The 23,835-nt window shown below is 67.6% G+C and carries 20 protein-coding genes; 5 read left to right on the forward strand and 15 right to left on the reverse strand.

What is annotated here, in order from left to right; genetic code table 11:
• Positions 1-96 precede the first annotated feature (96 nt).
• Positions 97-720, reverse strand: coding sequence for a J domain-containing protein (locus tag FBT96_RS12855; protein ID WP_055213476.1), 624 nt, complete (start codon positions 718-720; stop codon positions 97-99).
• Between the two features lie 145 nt (positions 721-865).
• Positions 866-1,237 (reverse strand): DUF4177 domain-containing protein, encoded by a 372-nt coding sequence (locus FBT96_RS12860; protein WP_136907264.1) that lies wholly within the window; start codon positions 1,235-1,237, stop codon positions 866-868.
• 164 nt (positions 1,238-1,401) lie between these two features.
• Here FBT96_RS12860 and cobS point away from each other — a divergent pair, with 164 nt between their 5' ends.
• Genes cobS through FBT96_RS12875 form a run of 3 tightly spaced genes read left to right on the forward strand, consistent with a single transcriptional unit; the run spans position 1,402 to position 6,067 of the window.
• Complete coding sequence (gene cobS / locus FBT96_RS12865; RefSeq protein ID WP_136907266.1) at positions 1,402-2,376, forward strand: cobaltochelatase subunit CobS; 975 nt, start codon at positions 1,402-1,404, stop codon at positions 2,374-2,376.
• 9 nt (positions 2,377-2,385) lie between these two features.
• On the forward strand, positions 2,386-4,260 hold the full coding sequence (gene cobT / locus FBT96_RS12870) for a cobaltochelatase subunit CobT (protein ID WP_136907268.1): 1,875 nt from the start codon (positions 2,386-2,388) through the stop codon (positions 4,258-4,260).
• A 7-nt stretch (positions 4,261-4,267) separates the two neighbouring features.
• On the forward strand, positions 4,268-6,067 hold the full coding sequence (locus FBT96_RS12875; RefSeq protein WP_136907270.1) for an aminopeptidase P family protein: 1,800 nt from the start codon (positions 4,268-4,270) through the stop codon (positions 6,065-6,067).
• Positions 6,068-6,246: 179 nt separating this feature from the next.
• Here the strand turns inward: FBT96_RS12875 and FBT96_RS12880 are convergent, their stop codons facing one another.
• Positions 6,247-7,416 carry an acetate/propionate family kinase gene (locus FBT96_RS12880; RefSeq protein ID WP_136907272.1) on the reverse strand — a complete coding sequence of 390 codons (1,170 nt, stop codon included), beginning with the start codon at positions 7,414-7,416 and terminating at the stop codon, positions 6,247-6,249.
• On the reverse strand, positions 7,416-8,801 hold the full coding sequence (locus FBT96_RS12885) for a bifunctional enoyl-CoA hydratase/phosphate acetyltransferase (protein ID WP_136907274.1): 1,386 nt from the start codon (positions 8,799-8,801) through the stop codon (positions 7,416-7,418). Before FBT96_RS12885 ends, FBT96_RS12880 begins: the two co-directional genes overlap by 1 nt.
• Before the next feature lie 159 nt (positions 8,802-8,960).
• Here FBT96_RS12885 and FBT96_RS12890 point away from each other — a divergent pair, with 159 nt between their 5' ends.
• Positions 8,961-10,346, forward strand: coding sequence for an FAD-binding oxidoreductase (locus FBT96_RS12890; RefSeq protein ID WP_136907276.1), 1,386 nt, complete (start codon positions 8,961-8,963; stop codon positions 10,344-10,346).
• Positions 10,343-10,735: a nuclear transport factor 2 family protein gene (locus FBT96_RS12895; RefSeq protein ID WP_136907278.1), complete on the forward strand. Its 393-nt coding sequence runs from the start codon at positions 10,343-10,345 to the stop codon at positions 10,733-10,735. The genes FBT96_RS12890 and FBT96_RS12895 overlap by 4 nt, the downstream gene beginning before the upstream one ends.
• A gap of 163 nt (positions 10,736-10,898) precedes the next feature.
• Here FBT96_RS12895 and recN read toward each other — a convergent pair whose 3' ends face one another.
• The 11 genes from recN to FBT96_RS12950 all read right to left on the reverse strand — a co-directional run bounded on the left by recN (position 10,899) and on the right by FBT96_RS12950 (position 23,828).
• Positions 10,899-12,548 (reverse strand): DNA repair protein RecN, encoded by a 1,650-nt coding sequence (gene recN / locus FBT96_RS12900; protein WP_136907280.1) that lies wholly within the window; start codon positions 12,546-12,548, stop codon positions 10,899-10,901.
• A gap of 30 nt (positions 12,549-12,578) precedes the next feature.
• Complete coding sequence (locus FBT96_RS12905; protein ID WP_136907282.1) at positions 12,579-13,424, reverse strand: outer membrane protein assembly factor BamD; 846 nt, start codon at positions 13,422-13,424, stop codon at positions 12,579-12,581.
• Positions 13,425-13,577: 153 nt separating this feature from the next.
• Positions 13,578-14,495: a UDP-3-O-acyl-N-acetylglucosamine deacetylase gene (gene lpxC, locus FBT96_RS12910; RefSeq protein ID WP_136907284.1), complete on the reverse strand. Its 918-nt coding sequence runs from the start codon at positions 14,493-14,495 to the stop codon at positions 13,578-13,580.
• A 216-nt stretch (positions 14,496-14,711) separates the two neighbouring features.
• Positions 14,712-16,430, reverse strand: a complete 1,719-nt coding sequence (gene ftsZ, locus FBT96_RS12915) for a cell division protein FtsZ (RefSeq protein ID WP_136907287.1) — start codon at positions 16,428-16,430, stop codon at positions 14,712-14,714.
• Positions 16,431-16,632: 202 nt separating this feature from the next.
• Entirely contained in the window at positions 16,633-17,961 is a 1,329-nt protein-coding gene (ftsA, locus tag FBT96_RS12920; protein WP_136907289.1) for a cell division protein FtsA, read from the reverse strand.
• Complete coding sequence (locus tag FBT96_RS12925) at positions 17,958-18,962, reverse strand: cell division protein FtsQ/DivIB (RefSeq protein WP_136907291.1); 1,005 nt, start codon at positions 18,960-18,962, stop codon at positions 17,958-17,960. Before FBT96_RS12925 ends, ftsA begins: the two co-directional genes overlap by 4 nt.
• The gene (locus FBT96_RS12930; RefSeq protein ID WP_249306488.1) at positions 18,950-19,828 is read right to left on the reverse strand and encodes a D-alanine--D-alanine ligase; all 879 of its coding nucleotides are present in this window, start codon (positions 19,826-19,828) and stop codon (positions 18,950-18,952) included. Before FBT96_RS12930 ends, FBT96_RS12925 begins: the two co-directional genes overlap by 13 nt.
• A 113-nt stretch (positions 19,829-19,941) precedes the next feature.
• Complete coding sequence (gene murB / locus FBT96_RS12935; protein WP_136907293.1) at positions 19,942-20,862, reverse strand: UDP-N-acetylmuramate dehydrogenase; 921 nt, start codon at positions 20,860-20,862, stop codon at positions 19,942-19,944.
• A gap of 194 nt (positions 20,863-21,056) precedes the next feature.
• A complete protein-coding gene (locus FBT96_RS12940) occupies positions 21,057-21,296 on the reverse strand; it encodes a DUF2484 family protein (RefSeq protein WP_136907296.1) in 240 nt (79 codons plus the stop codon).
• A gap of 25 nt (positions 21,297-21,321) precedes the next feature.
• Positions 21,322-22,728, reverse strand: a complete 1,407-nt coding sequence (murC, locus tag FBT96_RS12945; protein ID WP_136907298.1) for a UDP-N-acetylmuramate--L-alanine ligase — start codon at positions 22,726-22,728, stop codon at positions 21,322-21,324.
• Complete coding sequence (locus FBT96_RS12950; RefSeq protein WP_136907301.1) at positions 22,725-23,828, reverse strand: UDP-N-acetylglucosamine--N-acetylmuramyl-(pentapeptide) pyrophosphoryl-undecaprenol N-acetylglucosamine transferase; 1,104 nt, start codon at positions 23,826-23,828, stop codon at positions 22,725-22,727. The genes murC and FBT96_RS12950 overlap by 4 nt, the downstream gene beginning before the upstream one ends.
• Between the last annotated feature and the right edge of the window lie 7 nt (positions 23,829-23,835).

Raw genomic sequence — 23,835 nt, forward strand, 5'->3', positions numbered from 1 at the left:
ATCTCCCACCCCATCCACCCCCCGCCGCCGGCGGGGATTCTTTTTTAATATCACCAAAACGGGGGGGGGGGGGGGGGCCCCCCCCCCCCCCCCGCTTCATTTGAAGTTGCGGCTGTCCTTGATCTGGTCCCAGGCCCAGACCACCTGCTGCAGCATCTCCTCCTGGCTGCGGTCGCCGCCGTTCATGTCGGGGTGCAGCACCTTGATCAGCGCCTTGTAGCAGCCGCGGATCTCGGTCTTCGTCATCGTGTCGCGGGCATCCAGAAGTTCCAGCGCGCGCCGCTCTGTCGGCGGCAGCTTGCGGCCGATGACCGTCCGCCCCGGGTTTTGCGTCGCATTCGCGCCCAGCAGTTCCATCGGGTCGGTGATGCCGTGGCGCGCCCAGCCCTTTTCCTCTTTCGAGCGGCCAAAGGGTTTCGTCGGCCGTTCCCAGACATTGGCATTGTCCAGAAACTGCTGGAATTCCTCGTCCGACTGGCCCTGGAAATAGTTCCAGCGCAGGTTGTATTCCCGCACATGGTCCTTGCAGAACCAGAAATAATCATCGAGCACCTTCGGGCTTTTCGGCGCGCGATACTGCCCCGGCTCCTTGCAATCGGGGTGATCGCATTGTCGCGTCGAGGTCTCGAAGGCGCCGGACATGCCGCGCTTGCCCTTGGTCCGACTTTTCTTGTCGGCCGCGGCAGAGATGTTGAAGCCGAAAGGGTCGGTCTTGCTCATGGGGCCTCGCAAATCACGTCCGCAAGCTGGGCGCGGTCAGGGTTTCGGCACGGCTTCTGGGTCCGCTCGCCGACTCGGGTGCCAGAGGATAGAGGATTTCCCGGCCAAGCCAAGGGCAAGCCGGCAGATTGACGAAGGAACCTGCTCAGAAGCTCTCGTCCGCCGCCGGCCCCAGCCGCGGCGCGCGGCCCTCGGGGGCGAAGGCGGTCAGCCTGCCGCGCCGCTCGGTCGAAAAGGTCAGGCCGGTCTCGTCTTCCGCCTCGCCTTCCTCCGGCTCGGCCGTGGCCAGCGCGCGGCGGAACACCAGCAGATGGTGAATCACCGTCGTCTTCGAGGCGAGCCCGGCCCGTTCCTCGGCGGGCAGCGTCTCGGCGCGCCAATATTCCCAGCCCTCGCGCGCCAGCTCGTTCATCAGCTCGCCCAGGGCATGGGCAAAGCGCTCTGCCCCGGTCTTCAGACCGCGATCTTTTTCGCCCCGCACCGGCGCGGGAACCACCTTGTAGTCGTAAAGCTGCATGGCGCACCTCGTTTTGGCCGCGACAGATACGCCTTGCGCGCGGCAGGTCAAGCAACGAAGGGGTGAACGGACGCGCCGCCGCCCTTGTCCCGGGCACAATCCGCCTCTTGCGCAGACCTGCCCCTTCAGCCACAACTCGAAAGATTGCTTGAAGAGGACCGAAGATGCTCGACCAGACCGCCAAGCCCACCGAAGAGATCGATCTGCGCGAAGTCTTCGGGATCGACAGCGACATGAAGGTGAAAGCCTTTGCCGAACGCACCGACCGCGTGCCGGATCTTGATCCGACCTACAAGTTCGACCCCGACACCACGACGGCGATTCTGGCAGGCTTTGCCTACAACCGCCGCGTGATGATCCAGGGCTATCACGGCACCGGCAAATCGACCCATATCGAGCAGGTGGCGGCGCGGCTGAACTGGCCCTGCGTGCGGGTCAACCTGGACAGCCATGTGAGCCGGATCGACCTGATCGGCAAGGATGCGATCAAGCTGGTCGATGGCAAGCAGGTCACGGTCTTCCACGAGGGGATCCTGCCCTGGGCTTTGCGCAACCCGACCGCGATCGTCTTCGACGAATACGACGCCGGCCGGGCGGACGTGATGTTCGTCATTCAGCGCGTTCTGGAAGCCGACGGCAAGCTGACGCTGCTTGATCAGAACGAGGTGATCACGCCGAACCCCTATTTCCGGCTCTTTGCCACCGCGAACACCGTGGGTCTGGGCGACACGACCGGGCTTTACCACGGCACGCAGCAGATCAACCAGGGCCAGATGGACCGCTGGTCGCTCGTTGCGACGCTGAATTACCTCAGCCACGACGCCGAGGCCGCGATCGTGCTGTCGAAGGTGCCGCATTACAACACCGATAAGGGCCGCAAGGTGATCAACCAGATGGTCACCGTGGCGGACCTCACCCGGACCGCCTTCATGGCCGGGAACCTCTCGACGGTGATGAGCCCCCGCACGGTGATCGCCTGGGCGCAGAACGCCGACATCTTCCGCAATGTGGGCTATGCCTTCCGGCTGACCTTCCTGAACAAATGCGACGAATTGGAACGCGCCACCGTGGCCGAGTTCTACCAGCGCCTGTTCGACGAGGAACTGCCCGAAAGCGCCGCCGTCATCGCGGGGCGTTAAGGGGGGGCGATGACGAAGCCCACCGACAACCCCGCCGATCCGTTCAAGAAGGCCTTGGCCGAGGCCACGCGGACGCTCGCCGACGCGCCCGAACTGAGCATCAGTTTCAGCGTCGATCCCTCGGGCGTGGCGGGCGATCAGATGCGCCTGCCGCAGGTCAGCCGCCGGATGACGCGCGACGAGATCATGATGGCGCGCGGCACCGGCGATGCGCTGGCGCTGCGGCAACGCCATCACGATACGGCCGTGGCCGCGCGCTATGCGCCCGCGGGCGACATGGCGAAATCGCTTTACGAGGCGATGGAAACCGCGCGGTGCGAAGCGCTTGGCGCGCGCGACATGCCGGGCACGCTGACCAATATCGACTTCAAGATCGGCCATGAGGCCGAGCGCAAGGGCTATGGCCAGATCCGCACCCAGGCCGAGGCGCCCTTGGCGGTGGCCGCGGGCTACATGGTGCGCGAAATGGCGACGGGGCGGAAGCTGCCGCAGGCGGCGAACCATGTGCTCGACCTCTGGCGCGGCTTCCTTGAAGATCAGGCGGGCGCGGAGTTTCAGGGCATCGAGGCGGCGCTGGCCGATCAGGCGGCCTTTGCCCGGCTCGCGCGCAAGGTGATTGCCGATCTGGGCTATGGCGATCAGCTGGGCGAGGATCCCGACGCGCAGCAAAACGACGAGGCCGATCAGGAGAGCGAGGAAGACCCCGAGGCGGATCAGGACAACCGCTCGGAGGAAGAGCAGCAGGACGACGAGGGCGAGGCCAGCCCCGAGCAAAGTCAGGAACAGCAGCAGGATCAGCGGCAAACCACGGTCAGCCAGGACGATCTGGCCGATGACGAAAGCGGCGACGAGATCGACATGCCGCAGGCCGATGCGCCGCCCGAGCCGCCGCCGCCCGCGCCGCATTCGAACGCCGATCCGAATTACACCGTCTTCACCACCGAGTTCGACGAGGAAATCCGCGCCGAGGATCTGGCCGAGGCGGCGGAACTGGAACGGCTGCGCGCCTATCTGGACACCCAGCTCGAACCGCTGAAAGGCGCCGTGGCGCGGCTGGCGAACAAGCTGCAACGGCGGCTGCAGGCGCAGCAGAACCGCAGCTGGGAATTCGACCGCGAGGAAGGCACGCTCGATGCCGGGCGGCTGGCCCGCGTCGTGGCGAACCCGACGACGCCCTTGTCGTTCAAGATCGAAAAGGACACCGAGTTCCGCGACACCTGCGTGACGCTGCTTCTGGACAATTCCGGCTCGATGCGCGGGCGGCCGATTTCCATCGCCGCGATCTGCGCCGATGTGCTGGCGCGCACGCTCGAACGCTGCTCGGTCAAGGTCGAGATCCTCGGCTTCACCACCCGGGCCTGGAAGGGCGGGCAATCGCGCGAAAGATGGCTGGCCGAGGGGCGCAAACAGGGGCCGGGGCGGCTCAACGACCTGCGCCACATCATCTACAAATCGGCCGATGCGCCGTGGCGGCGGGTGCGCGCGAACCTGGGCCTGATGATGAAGGAAGGCCTGCTCAAGGAAAACATCGACGGCGAGGCGCTCGAATGGGCGTGGAAGCGGTCAATGGCGCGGCCCGAGGCGCGGAAAATCCTGATGGTGATTTCAGACGGCGCCCCGGTCGATGATTCCACGCTTTCGGTCAACCCCGCGATTTATCTTGAAAAACACCTGCGCGACGTGATCGCCATGGTGGAACGCAAACGCGCGGTCGAACTGCTCGCCATCGGCATCGGCCATGATGTGACGCGCTATTATTCGCGCGCCGTCACCATCACCGATGTCGAACAGCTGGCGGGCGCGATGACCGAACAGCTCGCCGCGCTGTTTGACAGCGATCCGCGGGCGCGGGCGCGCATTCTGGGCACGAAAAAGACGGGGTAAGCCGCGCATGTTTCAGGATTTCACCACCCGCTCGACCCGCGCGAACGGCCCGGCCCGGCTTGCCGCGTTGCGCAAGGCGATCGCGTCGGAGGGTCTGACCGGCTTCCTGATCCCGCGCGCCGACGTGCATCAGGGCGAATATGTCGCCGAGTGTGACGCGCGGCTGGGCTGGCTGACCGGCTTCACCGGCTCGGCCGGGTTCTGCCTCGTGCTGCCCGACATCGCCGGGGTCTTCATCGACGGCCGCTACCGGGTGCAGGTGAAATCCGAGGTCGATCTGACCGCCTTCACCCCCGTCCCCTGGCCCGAGGTCAAGGCCGGTCCCTGGCTTCTGGACCACCTGCCCGAGGGCGGGCGGATCGGCTTCGACCCCTGGCTGCACAGCCGCAAGGAGGTGGAGGATCTGCGCAAGGCGCTGGACGGCTCGGCCATCGACCTGGTCGAGACGGCGAACCTGATCGACGCGATCTGGACCGACCGCCCCGCCCCGCCGAGCGCGCCCGCCCGGGTGCATCCGCTGGAGTTTGCGGGGGAGCCGAGCGCGGAAAAGCGCCAGCGTCTGGGCGCGGCGCTGATGAAACAGGGGGCGCAGGCGGCGGTGCTGACCCTGCCCGACAGCATCGCATGGCTTTTGAACATCCGCGGCGCCGACATTGCCCGCAACCCGGTGATGCAGGCCTTTGCCGTGCTGCAGGCGAACGGCGATCTGACGCTTTTTGCCGAGGCCGCGAAGCTCTCGGATGCGCTGCGCGCGCATCTGGGCAACGCGGTGACGTTGCGCCCGGTCGCGGCCTTCGACGGTGCGCTGCGCAGCCTGACCGGGCCGGTGCTGGTCGATCCGGGCTCGGCGCCGCATCAGGTCGGCCGCGAGCTGGAGGAGGCCGGCACAGAGGTGATCTGGGCCGAGGATCCCTGCATCCTGCCCAAGGCCCGCAAGACCCCGGCCGAGGTCGCGGGGATGCAGGCCGCCCATCTGCGCGACGGCGCGGCGGTGGTCGAGTTCCTGGCCTGGCTCGACACCGAGGCGCCCAAGGGCGCCCTGACCGAAATCGACGTGGTCACGCAGCTGGAACACCACCGCCGCGCCACGGGGCAGCTTCTGGACATCAGCTTCGACACGATCTGCGGCGCCGGGCCGAACGGCGCGATCGTGCATTACCGGGTGACCGAAGCGACGAACCGCCGCGTCAGCCCCGGGGAACTCTTGCTGATCGACAGTGGCGCGCAATACCCGGACGGCACCACCGACATCACCCGCACCCTCGCCGTGGGCCCGGTCCCCGAGGGCGCGGCCGAGGCCTTTACCCGGGTGCTGCAGGGGATGATCGCGATTTCCCGCGCCCGTTTCCCGCGCGGCCTTGCGGGGCGCGATCTTGACGCGCTGGCGCGGGTGGCGCTCTGGCAGGCGGGGATGGATTACGACCACGGCACGGGGCACGGCGTCGGCGCGGCGCTGTGCGTGCACGAAGGCCCGGCGCGGATCTCGCGCGTGTCCGACGTGGCCCTTGCGCCGGGCATGATCCTGTCGAACGAGCCGGGCCATTACCGCGAGGGACACTGGGGCATCCGGATCGAAAACCTGATCCTGGTGACCGAGGCGCCGAAATGCGGCGAGGGCCGCGATCATCTGTGCTTCGAAACCCTGACCTGGGTGCCGATCGACCGCCGCCTGATCGTGACCGAGATGCTCTCGCGCGGCGAACGCGACTGGCTTGACGCCTATCACGCGGGCGTTCTGGCGCGGATCGGCCCGCTTGTGGGCCCCGCGGCCCGCGACTGGCTGAGGGCAGCCTGCGCGCCGCTTTGACAGCAAGAAGGGGGGGCTCTGCCCCCCGTCCCTGCGGGACTCCCCCCGGGATATTTGCACCAAGGTGAAAACAGCTCTCGGTTTTCCTTGGCAAAATACGCCGTGGGGGAATTGCCGAAGGCAAGGGGGGCGCGCAGCCCCCCGCTGCGGGGGTCCGGGGGCAGAGCCCCCGGCCTGGCTCAGAGATGCAGCGCGCCCTTGGCGGCCTGGGCGATCACCACTTCCTCGTTCGTCGGGATCACCCGCACCGCGACGCGCCCGGTGGAAATCTCGCGCGCATGCGCCAGGTTCGCCGTCTCGTCGAGCGTGATCCCCGCCCAATCCAGCCCCTCGCAGACCGCCGCGCGCACATGCGAGGAATTCTCGCCCACCCCGCCGCAGAACACCAGCGCATCCATCCCGCCCATCGCCGCCGCCAGCGAGGCGACCTCGCGTTTCACCCGGTGGCAGAAATAGTCGATCGCCTCCTTGGCATGCGGGTTCTTCGACGCCTCGAGCGTGCGCATGTCATTCGACACCCCCGACATCCCGATCAGCCCCGAACGGCGGAACAGAAGGTCGGTGATGTCCTCGGCGTTCATCTTTTCCTGGTCCATCAGATAGACCACCACGCCTGCGTCCAGCTCGCCCGCCCGCGTCCCCATCGGCAGACCCGAGAGCGTCGAGAAGCCCATGGTGCAGGCGATCGACTGGCCATCATGCACGGCGCAGATCGAGGCGCCCGAGCCCAGGTGCGCGATCACCACGCGGCCCGCACGCAGCGCGGGTTCCTCGGCCGCCAGCACGCCGTCGATATAGGTGTAGCTCAGACCGTGGAAACCGTAGCGCCGCACGCCCTTTTCGTAATAGTGCCGCGGCAGCGCATAGGTGTCATCGACAAAGGGATGGCCGCGATGAAAGGCGGTGTCGAAACAGGCGACGTTCGGCACGCCCGGAAAGGCCTCGATCGCCGCGCGCACGCCCGCCAGGTTGTGCGGCTGGTGCAGCGGCGCGAACGGGTTCAGCCGCTCGAGGTGGTCCATCAGCACGTCGGTGACCTTTTCCGGCTCGGCGTGATCGGTGCCGCCATGCACGATCCGATGCCCGATCGCGATGATCTCCAGCTCCGGCATGTCGGTGCGGAACGCCCCCAAGGCCGAGCGCAGCGCCAGCGTGTGGGTGGCGAAATCATCCGGGCCCAGATGCGGCACCGGCATCGCGACGCCATCGGCATCCTTCAGTTTCAGCGAGCCCTCGGGCGCGCCCAGACGGTCGACATGCGCGGTGGCGAGCGGCGTCAGCGCCTCGTCGAACAGCCCGAGTTTCAGCGAGGACGAGCCCGCGTTCAGCGTCAGAATCGCGCGCGTCATCAGCGGCTCCCCCCGCAGATCCGGTTCCAGTGGATCGAGGCGACCGCAGCCGAGGCCAGCCGTGCCATCGCGCTGTCGGACCGCGAGTTCAGGATCACCGGCACCCGCGCGCCCAGCACGACACCCGCCGCTTCGGCATGGGAAATATAGGCCAGCTGCTTGGCCAGCATGTTGCCCGCGTCGATCCCCGGCACCACCAGCACATCGGCCTGCCCGGCGACCGGACCGCGCAGCCCCTTGGTGCGCGCGGCGCCGATATCGACCGCATTGTCCATGGCCAGCGGCCCGTCGACCACCCCGCCCTTGATCTGCCCGCGCTCGGCCATCTTCGAGAGCAGCGCCGCGTCGATCGACGAGGGCATCGCCGGGTTCACCGTTTCAACCGCGCTCAACACGCCGACTTTCGGCGTCTCCATGCCGAGCGAAATCGCCAGATCGATGGCGTTTTGCACGATGTCGACCTTGGTCGCCAGATCGGGGGCAATGTTGATCGCCGCATCGGTCACCAGCAGCGGATGGCTGACACCGGGCACGTCCATCACGAAGACATGGGTGAAACGCCGCCCGATCCGCAGCCCCTTTTCCTTGTCGAGCATCGGCCGCAGCAGGTCATCGGTGTGCAGATGCCCCTTCATGATCGACTGGGCGCGGCCCGCGCGCACCAGCTCGACCGCGGCACGGGCGGCGTCGCGGTGGCTCAGCATCTCGACGATCTCGAAGCCCGAAAGCGATTTCGACAGCGCCTTCGCCGCCGCCTCGATCTTCGCCGGATTGCCGATCAGAATGGGTTTGATCAGCCCGCGCTCGGCCGCGATCAGCGCGCCCTCCAGCGCCGATTGCTCCTCGGGGCAAACCACCGCCGTCGCCAGTTCCGGCAGGTCCGCGGCCTTTTCCAAAAGCGCCTCGAAATGGCGGTGGCGCTGCACGATCAGCCCCGGCGCGTCGATTTCCTCGTAGCGGATGTAGGTTTTCGGCGCCAGAACCCGCGCCGTGCCCGAACAGATCAGCGCGCCGCCCTCGACCCGGCGCACCTCGGTCGCCAGCACGATCACGCCCTCGGGCTCCTTGCCCGTCACGGTGACCTTGGCCACCAGCTCCTCGCCTGCGGTGACATAATCATGGAAGCTCAGCTGCTGATCGCGGTAGCGCGTGCCCGGCCCGGGCAGGATCGAGCCCAAGAGCGAGGAGATCAGCGCGGCCACGAACAGCCCCGGCGCCAGCGGCTTTTCCTTTTGCCCGTCTTCGTCAACATGCTCGAGGTGCATCGGGTTGTGGTTCCCCGAGGCAGCGACGAAGGCATAGATATCATCGGCGGTGCAGAGCCTGCGCAGCTCTGCGCTCATCCCCGGCTCGATTTCGTGATACATGCGGCTTTCGAAAATCATCGCGGACTCCTTCCATCACCGCGACTCTGCGGCGTTCTCCTGTCCGAGCGAATTGGTGCATCCGCGAGAGACATTGTTCAACGTCCGCTTGCTGCGGTTTTTCGCCCCTTTCGGGACGGCGCCGATCCGCTTAAGACGGGACGACAGCGGGAGGGGCAGATGGCAGACGCGACATTCTGGCAAGAGGCGCAGGTAATTTTCGGCAATCGGATCAGCAAAAAAAGGACAGATTGCGAAAGCCATGGCCAATCCGAGACCTGGTTCCCCCTGACCCCGCCCGAGGCGGTGGTCTTCCCCGAGAGCACCGAAGAGGTCGCCGCCCTCACGAAAATTTGCGCGGCCCATCGCGTGGCCCTGGTCGGCTGGGGCGCGGGAACTTCGCTTGAAGGCCATGCTCTGGCGGTCGCGGGCGGGATCGTGGTCGATTTCAGCCGCATGAACCGGGTGCTGGAGGTTCGCGCCGAAGACCGGCTGGTCCGGGTCGAACCCGGCATCCCCCGCGAGGCGCTGAATGCCGAGCTGCGCGCGACGGGGCTGTTCTTCCCGGTCGATCCGGGGGCGAATGCGTCGCTTGGCGGGATGGCCGCGACGCGGGCGAGCGGCACGACGACGGTGCGCTATGGCTCGATGCGGGACAATGTGGCGGGGCTGACGGTGGTTCTGGCCGACGGGCGGGTGATCCGCACCGGCTCCGGCGCGGTGAAATCGGCGTCGGGCTATGATCTGACGGCGCTGATGCTGGGGTCCGAAGGCACGCTTGGCATGATCACCGAACTGACGCTGCGGCTGCATGGCCAGCCCGAGGCGGTGTCCTCGGCGGTCTGCGCCTTTGACCGGTTCGAGGCGGCGGTCGAGACCGTGCAGCATGTGATCCAGCTGGGCATCGAGGTCGCGCGGATCGAATTCGTCGACGAGGACATCGCCCGCATCTTCAACAAGATGAACGGCACCGCCCTGCCCGAGACGCCGCATCTGATGGTGGAATTCCACGGCTCGGAAGCGGGGGTGGCCGAGGCCTCGGAACGCTTCGGCGAGGTGGTGGCCGAGATGGGCGGCGCCGATTTCCAATGGGCGACGACGACCGAGGAGCGCAACCGGCTCTGGAAGATGCGGCACGGCGCCTATTCGGCCTGCATCGCCTCGCGGCCGGGCTGCATGGGGCTGGTGACCGACGTCTGCGTGCCGATCTCGCGGCTGGCCGAGGCGGTGGCGCGGGCGCGGGCGATGATTGCCGCGGCGGGGCTGACGGGGCCGATCCTCGGCCATGTCGGCGACGGCAATTTCCACGCCATCCTGCTTCTGGACCGGGACAACCCGGCCGAGCTGGAGACGGCGAAACAGGTCGCGCATGATCTCGCCGCGATGGCGCTGGCGATGGGCGGCACGATCACCGGGGAACACGGGATCGGCCTTGGCAAGCGGGCGATGATGGCCGAAGAACACGGAGAGGCCTGGGCGGTGATGGGGGCGATCAAGGCGGCGCTCGATCCCTTGAACATCCTCAACCCCGGCAAGCTGGTGCCGCAAGCCGGAGAGATGCCGTGAGCCTGAGCCAACCGGCAGAGCTGCCGCGAACCTTTGCCGTGCTCTGGGGGGCGCGCGACGCGCTCGGGCTGTCGCAGCTTTTCGTCGAGGATGGCGAGCTTTTGAGCCTCACCGGCGGCGCGGCGCTGGGCCGGACGGCGATCGCCGAGCTGATGGCGGGCGAATTCGCCGGCGCCTTTCAGCGCGCGCGGCTGGTGACGGGCCGCACCCGGCTGCGCCCGATCGGCACCGCGGTGACGGTGCTGATGCAACGCTTCGTGCTCTCGGGTCTGGTGGACGAGGCCGGGCAGGATGCGGGCCGGATCGGCGCCGTGCTGTGCGCCACGCTGGAATGCCTCGGCCCCGAGGATTGGCAGATCGTCACCGCGCAATTCGTCGTGGAATCGTAAGGCAAGCGGGGGGCGCTGCCCCCCCTTTGCGCTGACGCGCAAATTCCCCCCCGGGATATTTCGACCAAGGTGAAATGGGGTCGGGGAAAGCCCCTGCCCTTTCACCTTGGTGCAAATATCCCGGGGGGAGTCCCGCAGGGACGGGGGGCAGAGCCCCCCTGCCTCAGCCGTGCAGAAGCGATTGCGCCGCGGCCCGGGCGGCGTCGGTCACCTCGGCGCCCGAGATCATCCGGGCGATTTCATCGACCCGTTCGGGCGGCGGCAGCGCCTCGACGCGCGAGGTGGTCATGCCGTCCGTCACCGATTTCGCGACGCGGAAATGATGCGAGCCGCGCGCGGCGACCTGCGGGCTGTGGGTGACGACCAGAACCTGCGCGGTTTCCGACAGCTGCGCCAGCCGCCGCCCGACCGCATCGGCGGTGGCGCCGCCGACGCCGCGGTCGATCTCGTCGAAGATCAGAACCAGCGCATCGGCGCCTTTCGCCAGCACCACCTTCAGCGCCAGAAGAAAGCGCGACAATTCCCCGCCCGAGGCGATCTTGTCGAGCGGCCCCGCCGGGGCGCCCGGGTTCGTCGCCACGGTGAAGGCGACCGTATCCCAGCCCTCGGGCCCGGGCTCGCCGCGCGAAAGTTTCGTCGCAAAGACCGCGCGTTCCAGCTTCAGCGGCGCCAGCTCCGCCGCCATCGCCGCATCCAGCCGCCCCGCCGCCTCGGCCCGCGCCGCCGAAAGCCGCGTCGCCGCCGCGCCAAAGGCCGCCTCGGCCGCCGCGACATCGGCCGTCAGCCGGGAAATCCCTTCTTCGCCCGCATCAAGCGCCGCCAGCCGCGCCGAGAGCTTGCCGCTCAGCTCGGCCAGATCGTCCGGCGCCATGCCATGTTTGCGCGCCGCCGCCCGCAGCGCAAAAAGCCGCTCCTCGCAGGCTTCCAGCGCGCGCGGATCGAAGGCCATCGCCTGCAGCGCCGCCTCGATGCCCGAGACCGCCTCACCGAGCTCGATCAGCGCCCGTTCGAGCGAGGCCATCGCACCATCAAGCGCGCCTTCGGCCTTGTCGGCGGCGCCCGCAAGCCAGCGGTCGGCATCGCGCATCGCCCCCTCGGCGCCCTCGGGGCCAAGGATCTGATGCGCGCGCAGCACATCGGCGCGGATGCGTTCGGCCGCCTGCATCAGACGGCGGCGGGTATCAAGATCGGCCTCTTCGCCCGCGACGGGGGCCAGCTTGTCCAGTTCCGCCACGGCATGGCGCAGGAAATCTTCCTCGCCCTTCACCGCGGCCAGCGCCGCCTCGGCCTCGGAGAGCCGCTTCGCCGCCGCCGCCCGCGCCGTCCAGGCCGTGCGGACCGCCGCCAGAAGATCGTCATGGCCCGCAAAGGCATCGAGCGCGGCGCGGTGGCCGCGGGCGTTCAACAGCCCGCCATCATCCTGTTGCCCGTGCAGTTCGACCAAGGTCTCGGAGACCGCGCGCAGCACCTCGCCGCTCGCCCGGCGGTCGTTGATGAAGGCGGTCTTGCGGCCATCCAGCGCATTCACCCGGCGCAGGATCAGCTCGTCTTCGGCCGGGATCCCCGCCTCTTCCAGCACCCGGCGCGCCGGATGGCCCGCGGGCAGCTCGAACACCGCCACCACCTCGCCCTGCGACGCGCCCTTGCGGACCAGTTCCGCCCGGCCGCGCCAGCCCAGCACGAAGCCCAGACAATCAAGCAGGATCGACTTGCCCGCCCCGGTCTCGCCGGTGAGCACATTCAGACCGGCGCCGAAATCAAGGGCAAGCCGGTCGATCAGCAGCATGTCACGAATATCAAGCGTGCGCAGCATCTCAGCCCCCTGCCCCGGTCCCCTGCGGGATCAGAGCCATTCGCCTTTGATGACCTGCCGATAGATCGCCGAAAGCCAGCTTTTCCCCTTGGCCTCGGGTTCAAGACCGATCTTTTTCAGACGCTTGTAGGCGTCGTCATAGAAGGGCGAGGACTGGAAGTTGTGGCCGAGGATCGCCGCCGCCGTCTGCGCCTCGTCGGTCAGGCCGAGCGAGAGATAGCATTCGACGAGCCGCATCAGCGCCTCGGGCGTGTGGGTGGTGGTCTGATACTGCTCGACCACGACGCGGAAGCGGTTGATCGCGGCGGTGTAATGACCTTTTTTCAGATAGAAGCGGCCGATCTCCATTTCCTTCGAGGCCAGATGGTCGAAGGCGAGGTCGAATTTCAACGCCGCCGAGCGGGCGTAATCGCTGTCGGGATATTCCTCGATCACCGCGCGAAGCGCCTGCAGCGCCTGGAAGGTCAGGCCCTGATCCCGGCCGACCTCGTCGATCTGGTCGTAGTAGCTCAGCGCCAGCAGATATTTCGCATAGGCGGCATCCTCGGACCCCGGATAGGTGTCGAGATAGCGCTGCGCCGAGGACCGGGCCTCTTCGTATTTCTTCGCCTTGTGGCTGGCGAAAGCCTCCATGATCAGCGCGCGCTTGGCATATTCGGAATAGGGGTAAAGCCGCTCCACTTCCGAGAAATAGCGCAGCGCATCGGCGGGACGGCGCGGGTTGCCGACTTCAAGTTCATATTCGCCGCGCTTGTAGATTTCCTCGGCGGTGAAATTTTCCAGCGGCGGCTCCTTTTGCGTCGGACCGCAGGCCGCCAAAGCCGCAAGCAGCGCAAGACTGCCGACCCGTAGCGCCGCCGTTTTGCCCGTTGCCATCGCTGCCTCTTCCGTTCGTCACCGGAACTGCGTCCGGTCTGCCGCCTCTGACCCCCGGGGGGGGGCCGCTGTTTCGCCCGTCCTAGCACAGAAAAAACGGCGGCGCAAAACGCCTTTCACGCGCCGGGGGATGACTGACGCGGCCGTGAAGGCTCAGCGCGCCGCCATCGCCCCGCGCAGCACGCCCGCGCCCGGCAGACGATGCGCCTGCTCGGGCGAGCAGGTTTCCCAGACCCAGGCGTCCGGATCGGCGAAAAGCGCGCGCAAAAGCTTGTTCGTCAGCGCATGGCCGGCGCGATTGCCGACATAGCGCGCCATCAAGGGCGCCCCGGCCAGCGCCAGATCGCCCATCGCGTCCAGCATCTTGTGGCGCACGGCCTCATCGGCGTGACGCAGACCGCCGGGCGACAGCACCGCGGCGCCATCGACGACGACGGCGTTTTCATAGGTGCCCCCCAGCGCAAGGCCATGGGCGCGCATGTAATCGACATCGGCCTGACGGCAGAAGGTGCGGCTGTCCATCAGCTCGCGCACGAAGGCGCCATTGGCCATCTTCAGGCTTTTCGCCTGTTTGCCGATCGCCGCATCGGCGAAGTCGATGGCGAAATCGATTTCCAGCGTCGCCGCCGGTTCCAGCCGCGCGACGGCCTCGCCCTCGCGCACTTCGACCGGATGCAGCACCCGGATCGCGCGCAGATCGGCGTCAAGACGCCGCAGGCCGACGCGGCGGATCGCCTTCACGAAGGGCGCCGAGGAGCCGTCGAGAATCGGCACTTCCGGCCCGTCGATCTCGATCAGCGCATTGCCGATGCCCAGACCGGCCAGCGCCGCCATGACATGTTCGATCGTCGAGACGGAAACGCCGTCGGCGTTCACGATCAGCGTGCACAGCTTCGAGGGCGTGACATGGTCCCACAGCGCCGGGATGCGCGGATCGACCCCCGTCACATCGGTGCGACGGAAGACGATGCCGTGATCGGCGGGGGCGGGATGCGCAAGCATCCGCACCGGCTTGCCCGAATGCAGGCCGATCCCGACGAAGGTGACAGATGCGCCAAGCGTGGTTTGCACGGTCGTGCTTGCCTTTCTTTTCCCCACACCGATCGTGGCGGGGAGTTCCGAGCCTCAGTTAAGAACCGTTGACCAAACACACAATTCACCTTTTGCAACAAACTGAAACAGAAGGCCGGAGCTTGGGCGAATCCCTGCCGACCAAGGCTTAAATATTTGATTAACAAAAGAAAAGGGCCGGTTTTCACCGGCCCTTGTGCGACATGTTGTGATGCGTCAATTCGCCTGGCGACGCAGGAAAGCCGGGATCTCGATGCGATCCTGATCGGGATCCTGTTCATCGTCATAGGGCTGGTGCTGCGGCGCGGCGGGCATCTGACGCTGAGTCGGGGCCAGCGCGGCGGCCTCGGCATGGCCGGTCATCCGGTTGATCAGCGAATTGATGCCGAAGCGCGGCTTTTCGGCGGCTTGCGGCGCCGGGGCGCGGGCAAGGCTGCCCGCGGGCTGCGCCATCGGGCGGTGATAGCCCGCGGCGGGGGCCGGGTTGCCCTGCGGCACCTTGCTGACCGCGGCCTGCAGCCGGGCCAGCGCCTCGGGCGAGGGTTGGCCGGGCGCGCGCGGACGCGGCGCGACGAAGCTGGCCTCGTCGTCCTGCAGCATCATCTCGCGCGCGGCGGCGCGGGGCTGATAGGCGGGCGGCGGCAGTTCGTCGCTGAACTGTTGCGGCTGCGGCTGCGGCGCGGGCATCGGTTGCGGCGCGGGCGCGGCGGCGACCGGCGCCTCGAACAGGTTGCGGTCATAGACCGGCTGCGCGGCCGGTTGCTGCGGCGCGGGCATCGGCTGTTGCGCGACCGGCTGCGGCGCGGGTTGCGGCGCGACGGGTTGCGGCGCGGGTTGCTGCATCACCACCGGCTGCGCCGAGGTCACGGTCAGCGCCGGACGCGCGGGCTCGACCGGCGCAGGGGCGGGATGTGCGGATTTCAGCGGCTCGGCCATCGAGCGGCGCGGCACCGGGATTTCCTGCGCCGGGGCGGCATCGATGCCGGTCGCCACGACCGACACCCGCATCATGCCATCCATCGACGGATCCAGCGTCGAGCCGACGATGATGTTCGCATCCGGGTCCACTTCCTCGCGGATGCGGTTGGCGGCTTCGTCCAGTTCGAACAGCGTCAGATCATAGCCGCCGGTGATGTTGATCAAGACGCCCTTGGCGCCGCGCAGGCTGATTTCATCGAGCAGCGGGTTCGAGATCGCCTTTTCGGCGGCCTGAACGGCGCGGTCATCGCCCGCGGATTCGCCCGTGCCCATCATCGCCTTGCCCATCTCGTCCATCACCGCGCGGACGTCGGCGAAGTCGAGGTTGATCAGGCCCGGACGGACCATCAGGTCCGTCACGCCCTTGACGCCCTGATAGAGCACGTCATCGGCCAGCGCGAAGGCTTCGGTGAAGGTGGTCTTTTCATTCGCCAGACGGAACAGGTTCTGGTTCGGAATGATGATCAGCGTGTCGACGACCTTTTGCAGGGCTTCGATGCCCGCCTCGGCCTGACGCATGCGTTTCGGCCCTTCGAACTGGAAGGGTTTCGTCACCACGCCGACGGTCAGCACGCCCAGTTCGCGGGCGGCCTGCGCGATGATCGGGGCCGCGCCGGTGCCGGTGCCGCCGCCCATCCCCGCGGTGATGAAGCACATGTGCGCGCCGACCAGATGATCGACGATCGCCTCGATGCTTTCTTCGGCCGCGGCGGCGCCGACCGAGGGACGGGCGCCCGCGCCGAGACCCTCGGTCACTTTCACGCCCATCTGGATCCGATCGCGCGAGCGCGATTGCTGCAGCGCCTGCGCATCGGTGTTCGCCACGACGAATTCGACGCCTTCCAGCGCCTTGTCGATCATGTTGTTGACCGCGTTGCCACCCGCACCACCGACCCCAAAGACGGTGATCCGCGGCTTGAGGTCTTCGTGCTCTGACATGCTCAGATTCAAGGTCATTGGAGTCCGCCTGTGTTCCCGCGGCCTTCATCGGCCGACTGTCCCCGAAATTACCCCCAAGTGTATCCAGCTTTCAGGGTTCCGTCACCCAAAAAACACAACAAATCCACAAAATGTGGACAGTTACCAGAGGCATTCGGCGGCATTTCGCGCATGACGCAGCATCTGGGGAAGCGAATCGGCTTTCACCCTGTGGATAGGTCTACCAATTGTCGCGGAACCAGCGGATCGCGCGCTTGAACGAGCGCCCTCCCATGCGTTCCAGCGGGATCTCGAAATCCCACCATTCATCCTGCGGACAGGCCGCGAACAGCGCCAGACCGACCATCGCGGCAAAGCCCGGGCCGCGCATCGCCTCGGGCATGCCCTGAACGCGCATCGGGCGGCCCAGCCGCACGTTCTGGCCCAGGATCTTCGCCGCCAGCATGTCGAGCCCGGGGATCTGGCTCGCCCCGCCGGTCAGCACGATCTGCTGGCTCGGCAGCAGATCGAACCCGGCCACGTCCAGACTGGCACGGACCTCCTCGAGGATTTCCTCGACGCGCGGGCGCATGATGCCGATCAGCTCGGTGCGGCTGATCTGGCGGCGGTCCTTTTCCCAGTCGCCCGAATTGGCCGAGAGCTCGATCATCTCGCGGTCGTCCATGCCGGTCGCATGCACGCCGCCGTGGAAGGTCTTGATCCGCTCGGCCAGCGCCATCGGCACCTGCAGCCCGGCCGAGATGTCGCGGGTGACGGTATCGCCGCCCATCCGCACGGTATCGGCAAAAATCATGTGTTTTTTCAGGAAGATCGAAACGCCCGTGGCGCCGCCGCCCATGTCGATGCAGGCCGCGCCCAGTTCCTGTTCATCCTCGACCAGCGCCGAAAGCCCCGCCACATAGGCCGAAGAGGCAATCCCCGCCAGTTCCAGATCGCAGCGCCGGATGCAGGTGATGATGTTCTGCACCGAGGCGGCATCGACCGTCAGCATATGCATGTCGGTGGCCAGTTTCGCGCCGACATGGCCGCGCGGATCCGAGAGCCCCGAGCGGTGATCGAGCGCGAAGTTCACCGGATGGGCATGCAGCACCTCGCGACCCCAGCCGATGTCGGGCATGTCGCAGGCGGCCAGCACCCGGGCCACGTCCTGTTCCTCGACATGGCTGCCCGCCACATCGACATCGCCCGCCAGCCCGTAGCTGCGCGGCTCGCCCCCGGCGAAACAGGCGATGACGTGATCGACACGGGTATTCGCCATCTTCTGCGCCGCCTGCACCGCGGTGCGGATCGCGCGTTCGGTTTCCGCCATCGCGTCGATCTCGCCGTAGCGGACGCCTTGCGACGCGATGGTCTTCGCCCCGATCACCCGCATCGCCGATTGCTGGAACAGCGGCGTCGGATAATCATTCGCCGCTTCGGGATTTTCGAAGCGCAGCACCAGACAGGACACTTTCGAGGTGCCGATATCCAGCAGCGCGATCACGCCGCGCGCCATCGCGGTGGTCCGCATCGTCCGCATGGCACGCTGAGTCTTGTGGAACTCGGTCATGGCGAGGCCCCCGATGTGGTTTGCGCGGCCGCTTGCTGGAGCGCCACCAGCGCCGGTGCGCTGAGGCGGATCGTCGGCCGGGTTGCATTGCGCAGGTCAAGCCGGGAGAAATCGCGGCTCAGCAGATCTTCGGCGGCATTGAGCGCCAGCGCCCGGTCGATCGCCTGCACCGGGTCCTTTTCGGGCAGCAGGATGCGGCGGTCCTTGTCGAGCACGATGTCCCAGCGCCGCTCGCCGATGCGGATCAGCCCGCGGGCGCGCGGCAGGATCGGCTTCGCCGCGGCCAGGATCGCCAGCGCCTCGGGCACGGCCCTGTCGGCCCCCTCCCCCGCGATCAGCGGCAGGTCGGGCCGGGCGTCGCGCCGGGTCAGCGAGGCGGTGCGATGCCCGCTTTCGTCCAGCATCTGCAGCCCCAGCGCGGTGCGCCACAGGATCACCGGCTCGCGCTCGGTCACCCGCACCGAGAGCGTGCCCCCGGGTTGCACCACCAAAGCCACCGTCTTCACCGCATCGAGCCGCAAGAGCGCGGCGCGGTAGCCATCCAGATCCAGCGCGAAGCGCGAGGCGGGCAGCCGCACCGGCAACAGCGCATGGACCGCACCTTCGACCTCGGGCGAGGCGCCCTCGATCGCCAGGGTGGACAGCTGGAACTCGGGGCGGTTCTCGATCTGCAGGCGCAGATCCTGCGACCATTCCACCAGATCGGCGCGGCGGTCGTCATTGCCCAGCCACAGGCCAAGGCCCAGGGTGACGCAAAACACCGGCAGGCCGACGCGGGTGACGACGCGCACCAGCGGCGTCAGCCAGAGCCGTTCCAGCCGGAACGACAGCCGGGTCGGCGCAACGGTGCGGCGCGGCGGCTTTTGCGGCTTCGCCGCGGGGGCCGGTTTCGGTGCCCCGTTTTTTTGTGCCCCGTTTTTTTGTGCGCCAAACTTCTGGGCCCCAAACTTCTCGGCGCCGGGCTGTTGCGGATAGCGCGGCTCGGCGATCAGCGGTCGCATGAGGCGTCCTCCACCATCCAGCGGCACAGATCGGCAAAGGACATCCCCTCGGCCGCGGCCTGTTCGGGGACAAGCGAGGTCGGCGTCATGCCGGGCTGGGTGTTGGTTTCAAGCAGGATCAGCCCCGCGGCGCCCCGGCTTTCGTCCCAGCGGAAATCGGTGCGCGAGACACCGCGGCAGCCCAGTGCCTGATGCGCGCGCAGGGCGTAATCGCGGATCGTTTCCGCAATTTCGGCGGGCAGATCGGCCGGGCAGACATGCCGCGAGCCGCCCGCAGTGTATTTGGCCGCGTAATCATACCAGCCGGTCGTCAGGATCTCGGTCACGCAAAGCGCCCGGTCGCGCATCACCGTGCAGGTGAGTTCGCGGCCCGGCGCATAGGTTTCCACCATCACCACCTCGGGCATCTCGTCGGACAGTTGCGGCGGCCGGTTGGCGCCATCCAGCACCAGATAGACGCCGACCGAAGACCCCTCGTTGTTGGGTTTCACCACATAGGGCGCGGGCAGCACATGCGCCGCCGCCACCTCGGCCTTCGTGGCCAGACGGCTTTCGACCACCGGCAGCCCGGCGGCCTTGTAGGCGGCCTTGGCGCGGGTCTTGTCCATCGCAAGGGCCGAGGCCAGCACGCCCGAATGCGTATAGGGCAGGCGCAGCCATTCCAGAATGCCCTGCACGCAGCCGTCCTCGCCCCAGCGGCCATGCAGCGCGTTGAAGACGACATCCGGCATCAGCGCCCGAAGACGCTCCGCAAGGTCCGCCCCCGCATCGATTTCCGCTACATCATATCCCGCCGCCCGCAGTGCCTTGGCGCATTCGCGCCCGGAGGACAGTGACACCTCGCGCTCGGCCGAGGGTCCGCCCATGAGTACCGCCACGAGGGGGACCGTCCTGCTCGACATGCCCGCCACTTTCGCCCCTGCCGGGGTTCTCCCCCGGGCTGTTCTTGCCGCATCTTGTTGTGGAATGCGCGACGACCTCAATATTCGCCCACGCGCATGATTTCCCATTCTAGCGAAATTCCCTGCGTCTGCAAAACCTTTTTGCGCACCTCCTCGCCCAAAGTTTCCAGATCACGGGCGGTGGCCCCCCCGGCATTGATCAGGAAATTCGAGTGCATCGGGCTGATCTGCGCGCCGCCAAGCCTGGCCCCGCGCATCCCGGCATCATCGATCACCTTCCAGGCCTTCAGCTCCTGGCTGTCATCGGCGCGGCCCGTCGAAGACGCGCCCGAGGGGTTGCGGAAGGTCGATCCGGCCGAACGCTCCTTCGTCGGCTGGCTGGCGTCGCGTCTGGCGATCTGCGCGTCCATCCGCGCGGCCAGCGCCGCGGGCTCGCCCGGCCCGGCCCGGAAACTGGCCGAGACGATCACCGCCTGCTCGGGCAGGGTCGCGCTGCGATAGGAAAGATGCAGATCTTCGGATTTGATTTCAACAACTTCGCCCGAACGCAGCACGACCCGCGCGGCGATCAGATGATCGGCGACATAGGCGCCATAGCAGCCCGCATTCATCCGCACCGCGCCGCCGATGGCGCCCGGAATGGTGCGCAGAAAGGTCAGATCGCGCCCGGCCTCGGCCGCCTTGCGCGCGACATGGGCATCGAGCGCGGCGGCCCCCGCCGTCACGGTGTCGCCCGCGACAGAGATCGCGTTGAAGCCGCGGCCCAGCCGGATCACCACGGCGCGCAGGCCGCCGTCGCGCACGATCAGGTTCGAGCCCACGCCCATCGGAAACACCGCGACATCCGCAGGCAGCGCGGCCAGAAAGGCACACAGATCCGCCTCGTCGGCGGGCTGAAACAGCCAATCCGCCGGGCCGCCGACGCGCAGCCAGGTCAGATCGGCCAGGGGGTAATTCGGCGTCAGCGCGCCGCGCGGGGTGTAGTTCAGGGTTTCCATGCCCCTGCCATAGCGAGAGCGACCCAATGGGGCAAGAGGGGGGGCGCTGCCCCCCTCGGCTTCGCCTCCCCCCCCGGGATATTTGCGCCAAGGTGAAAGGGAACCCGGGGCCTGCTTTCACCTTGGTCCAAATATCCCGGGGGGTGAATTGGCCGAAAGGCCAAGAGGGGGGCAGAGCCCCCCTGCCCCGCCCGTCAATCGCGCGGATGCATCGCGGCGAAGAGCCGCCGCACCGGCCAGCGCAGCACACTCAAGCCCCCCGCCAGCGCGCCCATCCCCCAGACCGGGCCGTTTTCATAGGTGACCCAGCCGAGGATCGGCACCCCCGCGGCGATCAGCGCCCAGGCGGCGCGCCAGTGAAACCGGCGCGGCCCCAGCGCGATGAGGGAAGCGATCACCGCCCAGAGACAAGCGGTGGCAAGCGAAAGCGTCATGGCTGTCCTCCGATGCGGGCTGGCGTTATCCGAGTTTGGCGGGCAATCCGTTCGCCCAGGTCGAGATCGTCCCGGCGCCCAGGCAAACGACGATATCGCCGGGCCGCGCCTGTTCCTTGACCAGCCGCGCCAGGTCTTCCTCGTTCAGCAGGGCCCGGGCGTGGCGGTGGCCGTGGCGGATCAGCCCGGACACCAGATCATCGCGCGCAGCGCCGGGGATGGGCTCTTCGCCCGCGGCATAGACATCGGCGATGGCGACGACATCGGCCTCGTTGAAACAGGTGCAGAAGTCGTCGAAAAGGTTCTTCAGCCGGGTGTAGCGGTGCGGCTGATGCGCCGCGATCACCCGCGCGCCGGGCGTGGCCGACACGGCCTGCCGCGCGGCTTTCAGCACGGCCGCGATTTCGACGGGATGGTGGCCGTAATCGTCGATCACGGTGACGCCGCCCAGCACCTCGCCCACCTTGGTGAAGCGCCGGTTCACGCCGGCGAAATTCGCCAGCGCCTCGCGGATCTCGTCTTTCTTCATGCCCAAATGGCGGGCCACGGCGACGGCGGCCAAGGCGTTCGAGACGTTGTGATTGCCCGGCATCGGCAGGGTGCAGCCCTCGATCACCGCGCCCTCGGCCTGCAGCTGGATGTCAAAGCAGTTGCGCCCGCCCTCGAAGCGCAGGTTCGTCGCGCGCACATCGGCCTGCGCGTTGAAGCCGAAGGTCACGACGCGGCGGTCGGTGATCTTGCCCACCAGCGCCTGCACCTCGGGATGATCGGTGCAGCACACGGCCAGCCCATAGAACGGGATGCCGGAGACGAAATCGTAAAAGCCTTTGCGCAGGTTTTCGATCGTGCCCCAGTGCTCCATGTGTTCGGGGTCGATGTTCGTCACGATGGCGATCGTCGCGGGCAGCCGGTTGAAGGAACCGTCGCTTTCATCCGCCTCGACCACCATCCATTCGCCTGCCCCCGCCCGCGCGTTCGAGCCGTAAGCGTGGATGATGCCGCCGTTGATCACCGTCGGATCAAAGCCGCCCTTGTCGAGAAGCGTCGCCACCATCGTCGTCGTGGTGGTCTTGCCATGCGTGCCCGCCACGGCGATGTTCGAGCGCAGCCGCATCAGTTCGGCCAGCATCTCGGCGCGGCGGACGACGGGCAGATGGCGGCGGCGAGCTTCCTCCAGCTCCGGGTTGCCCGGCTTGATCGCCGAGGAAATCACCACCACGGCCGCTTCGCCGATGTTCGACGCGCGCTGGCCCTCGAAAAAGGTCGCGCCCAGCTCGACCAGCCGGTCGGTGATCTTGCTGGCCTTCGCATCCGAGCCCTGCACCGAAAAGCCCTGCGTCATCAGCACTTCGGCGATGCCCGACATGCCGATGCCGCCGATACCGATAAAATGGATGGGGCCCAGCTCTCCGGGCAATTTGGTCGCGTTCATGGGCGGGGTCCTGCAAGCTTTTCGACGATGGTCACGAGCCGCGCCGTGGCATCGGGGATGCCTTCGGCCAGCGCTGCCCGCGCCATTTGCACCGCGCCTTCGGGATTGTCCAGAACAAGCGCGATCTGGCTGGAGAGCGTGGCGACCGAGGCGGCGGCCTCGGGGATCAGGATCGCGGCGCCCGCTTCGGTCAGGCCGCGGGCATTGGCGGTCTGGTGATCGCCCGTCGCGGCGGCATAGGGAATGAGGATCGCAGGCCGCCCGATCACCGAGATATCGGCGACCGACGAGGCGCCCGAGCGCGAGATGACGAGCTGACATTCCGCCAGACGGCGGGGGACATCGGCGAAGAAGGGCGCGACCTCGGCCTCGATGCCCGCGCGTTCATAGGCTTCGGTGACGCGGTCGGCATCTTCGGGGCGGGCCTGATGGGCGATGCGCAGATGCCGACGCAGGGGCTCGGGCAGCGCGGCAAAGGCGGCGGGAACAAGGTCCGACAGGATCCGCGCCCCCTGCGAGCCGCCGATCACCAGGACCGACATCGGGTAATCGCCCGGCGGAATGTAGGGCGCGCCCGCGCGTTCGACGACGGCGGCGCGGACCGGGTTGCCGGTATGGGTGCCCTGCACGCCGGGCGGCAGGTCGGTGGGCCAGGTGCCGCAGGCAAAGGCATGAACGCGGCGGGCGAAGACGCGGTTGACCCGGCCCATCACGCCGTTTTGTTCATGGATCGCGCGCGGCACGCCCAGAAGCAGCGCCGAGGCGAGCGCCGGGATCGTCGGATAGCCGCCAAAGCCCACCACAACGGCGGGCCGGTCCAGCAGATTGCGCGCCACCGCCGAAACCATCCCCCCCGCCAGCCGGAACGGCACGGCGAGTTTCGCCAGCATGCCACCGCGGGCAAAGGTGGCCGAGGCCACCTGTTCCACCGGCACCTGCGCCGGAAAGGCCCCGGCATAGCGCGCGCCGCGGGCATCGGTCGAAAGCTTCACCCGCCAGCCGCGGCGGACCATCGCCTCGGCCAGGGCCTGGGCCGGGAACATATGCCCCCCGGTCCCCCCGGCAGCGATCAGAAGCAGAGGCGGTTTCGCGTGATCCATGTCACCC

Source organism: Rhodobacter capsulatus (assembly GCF_005144475.1).
Classification (GTDB): Bacteria; Pseudomonadota; Alphaproteobacteria; order Rhodobacterales; family Rhodobacteraceae; genus Rhodobacter; species Rhodobacter capsulatus_C.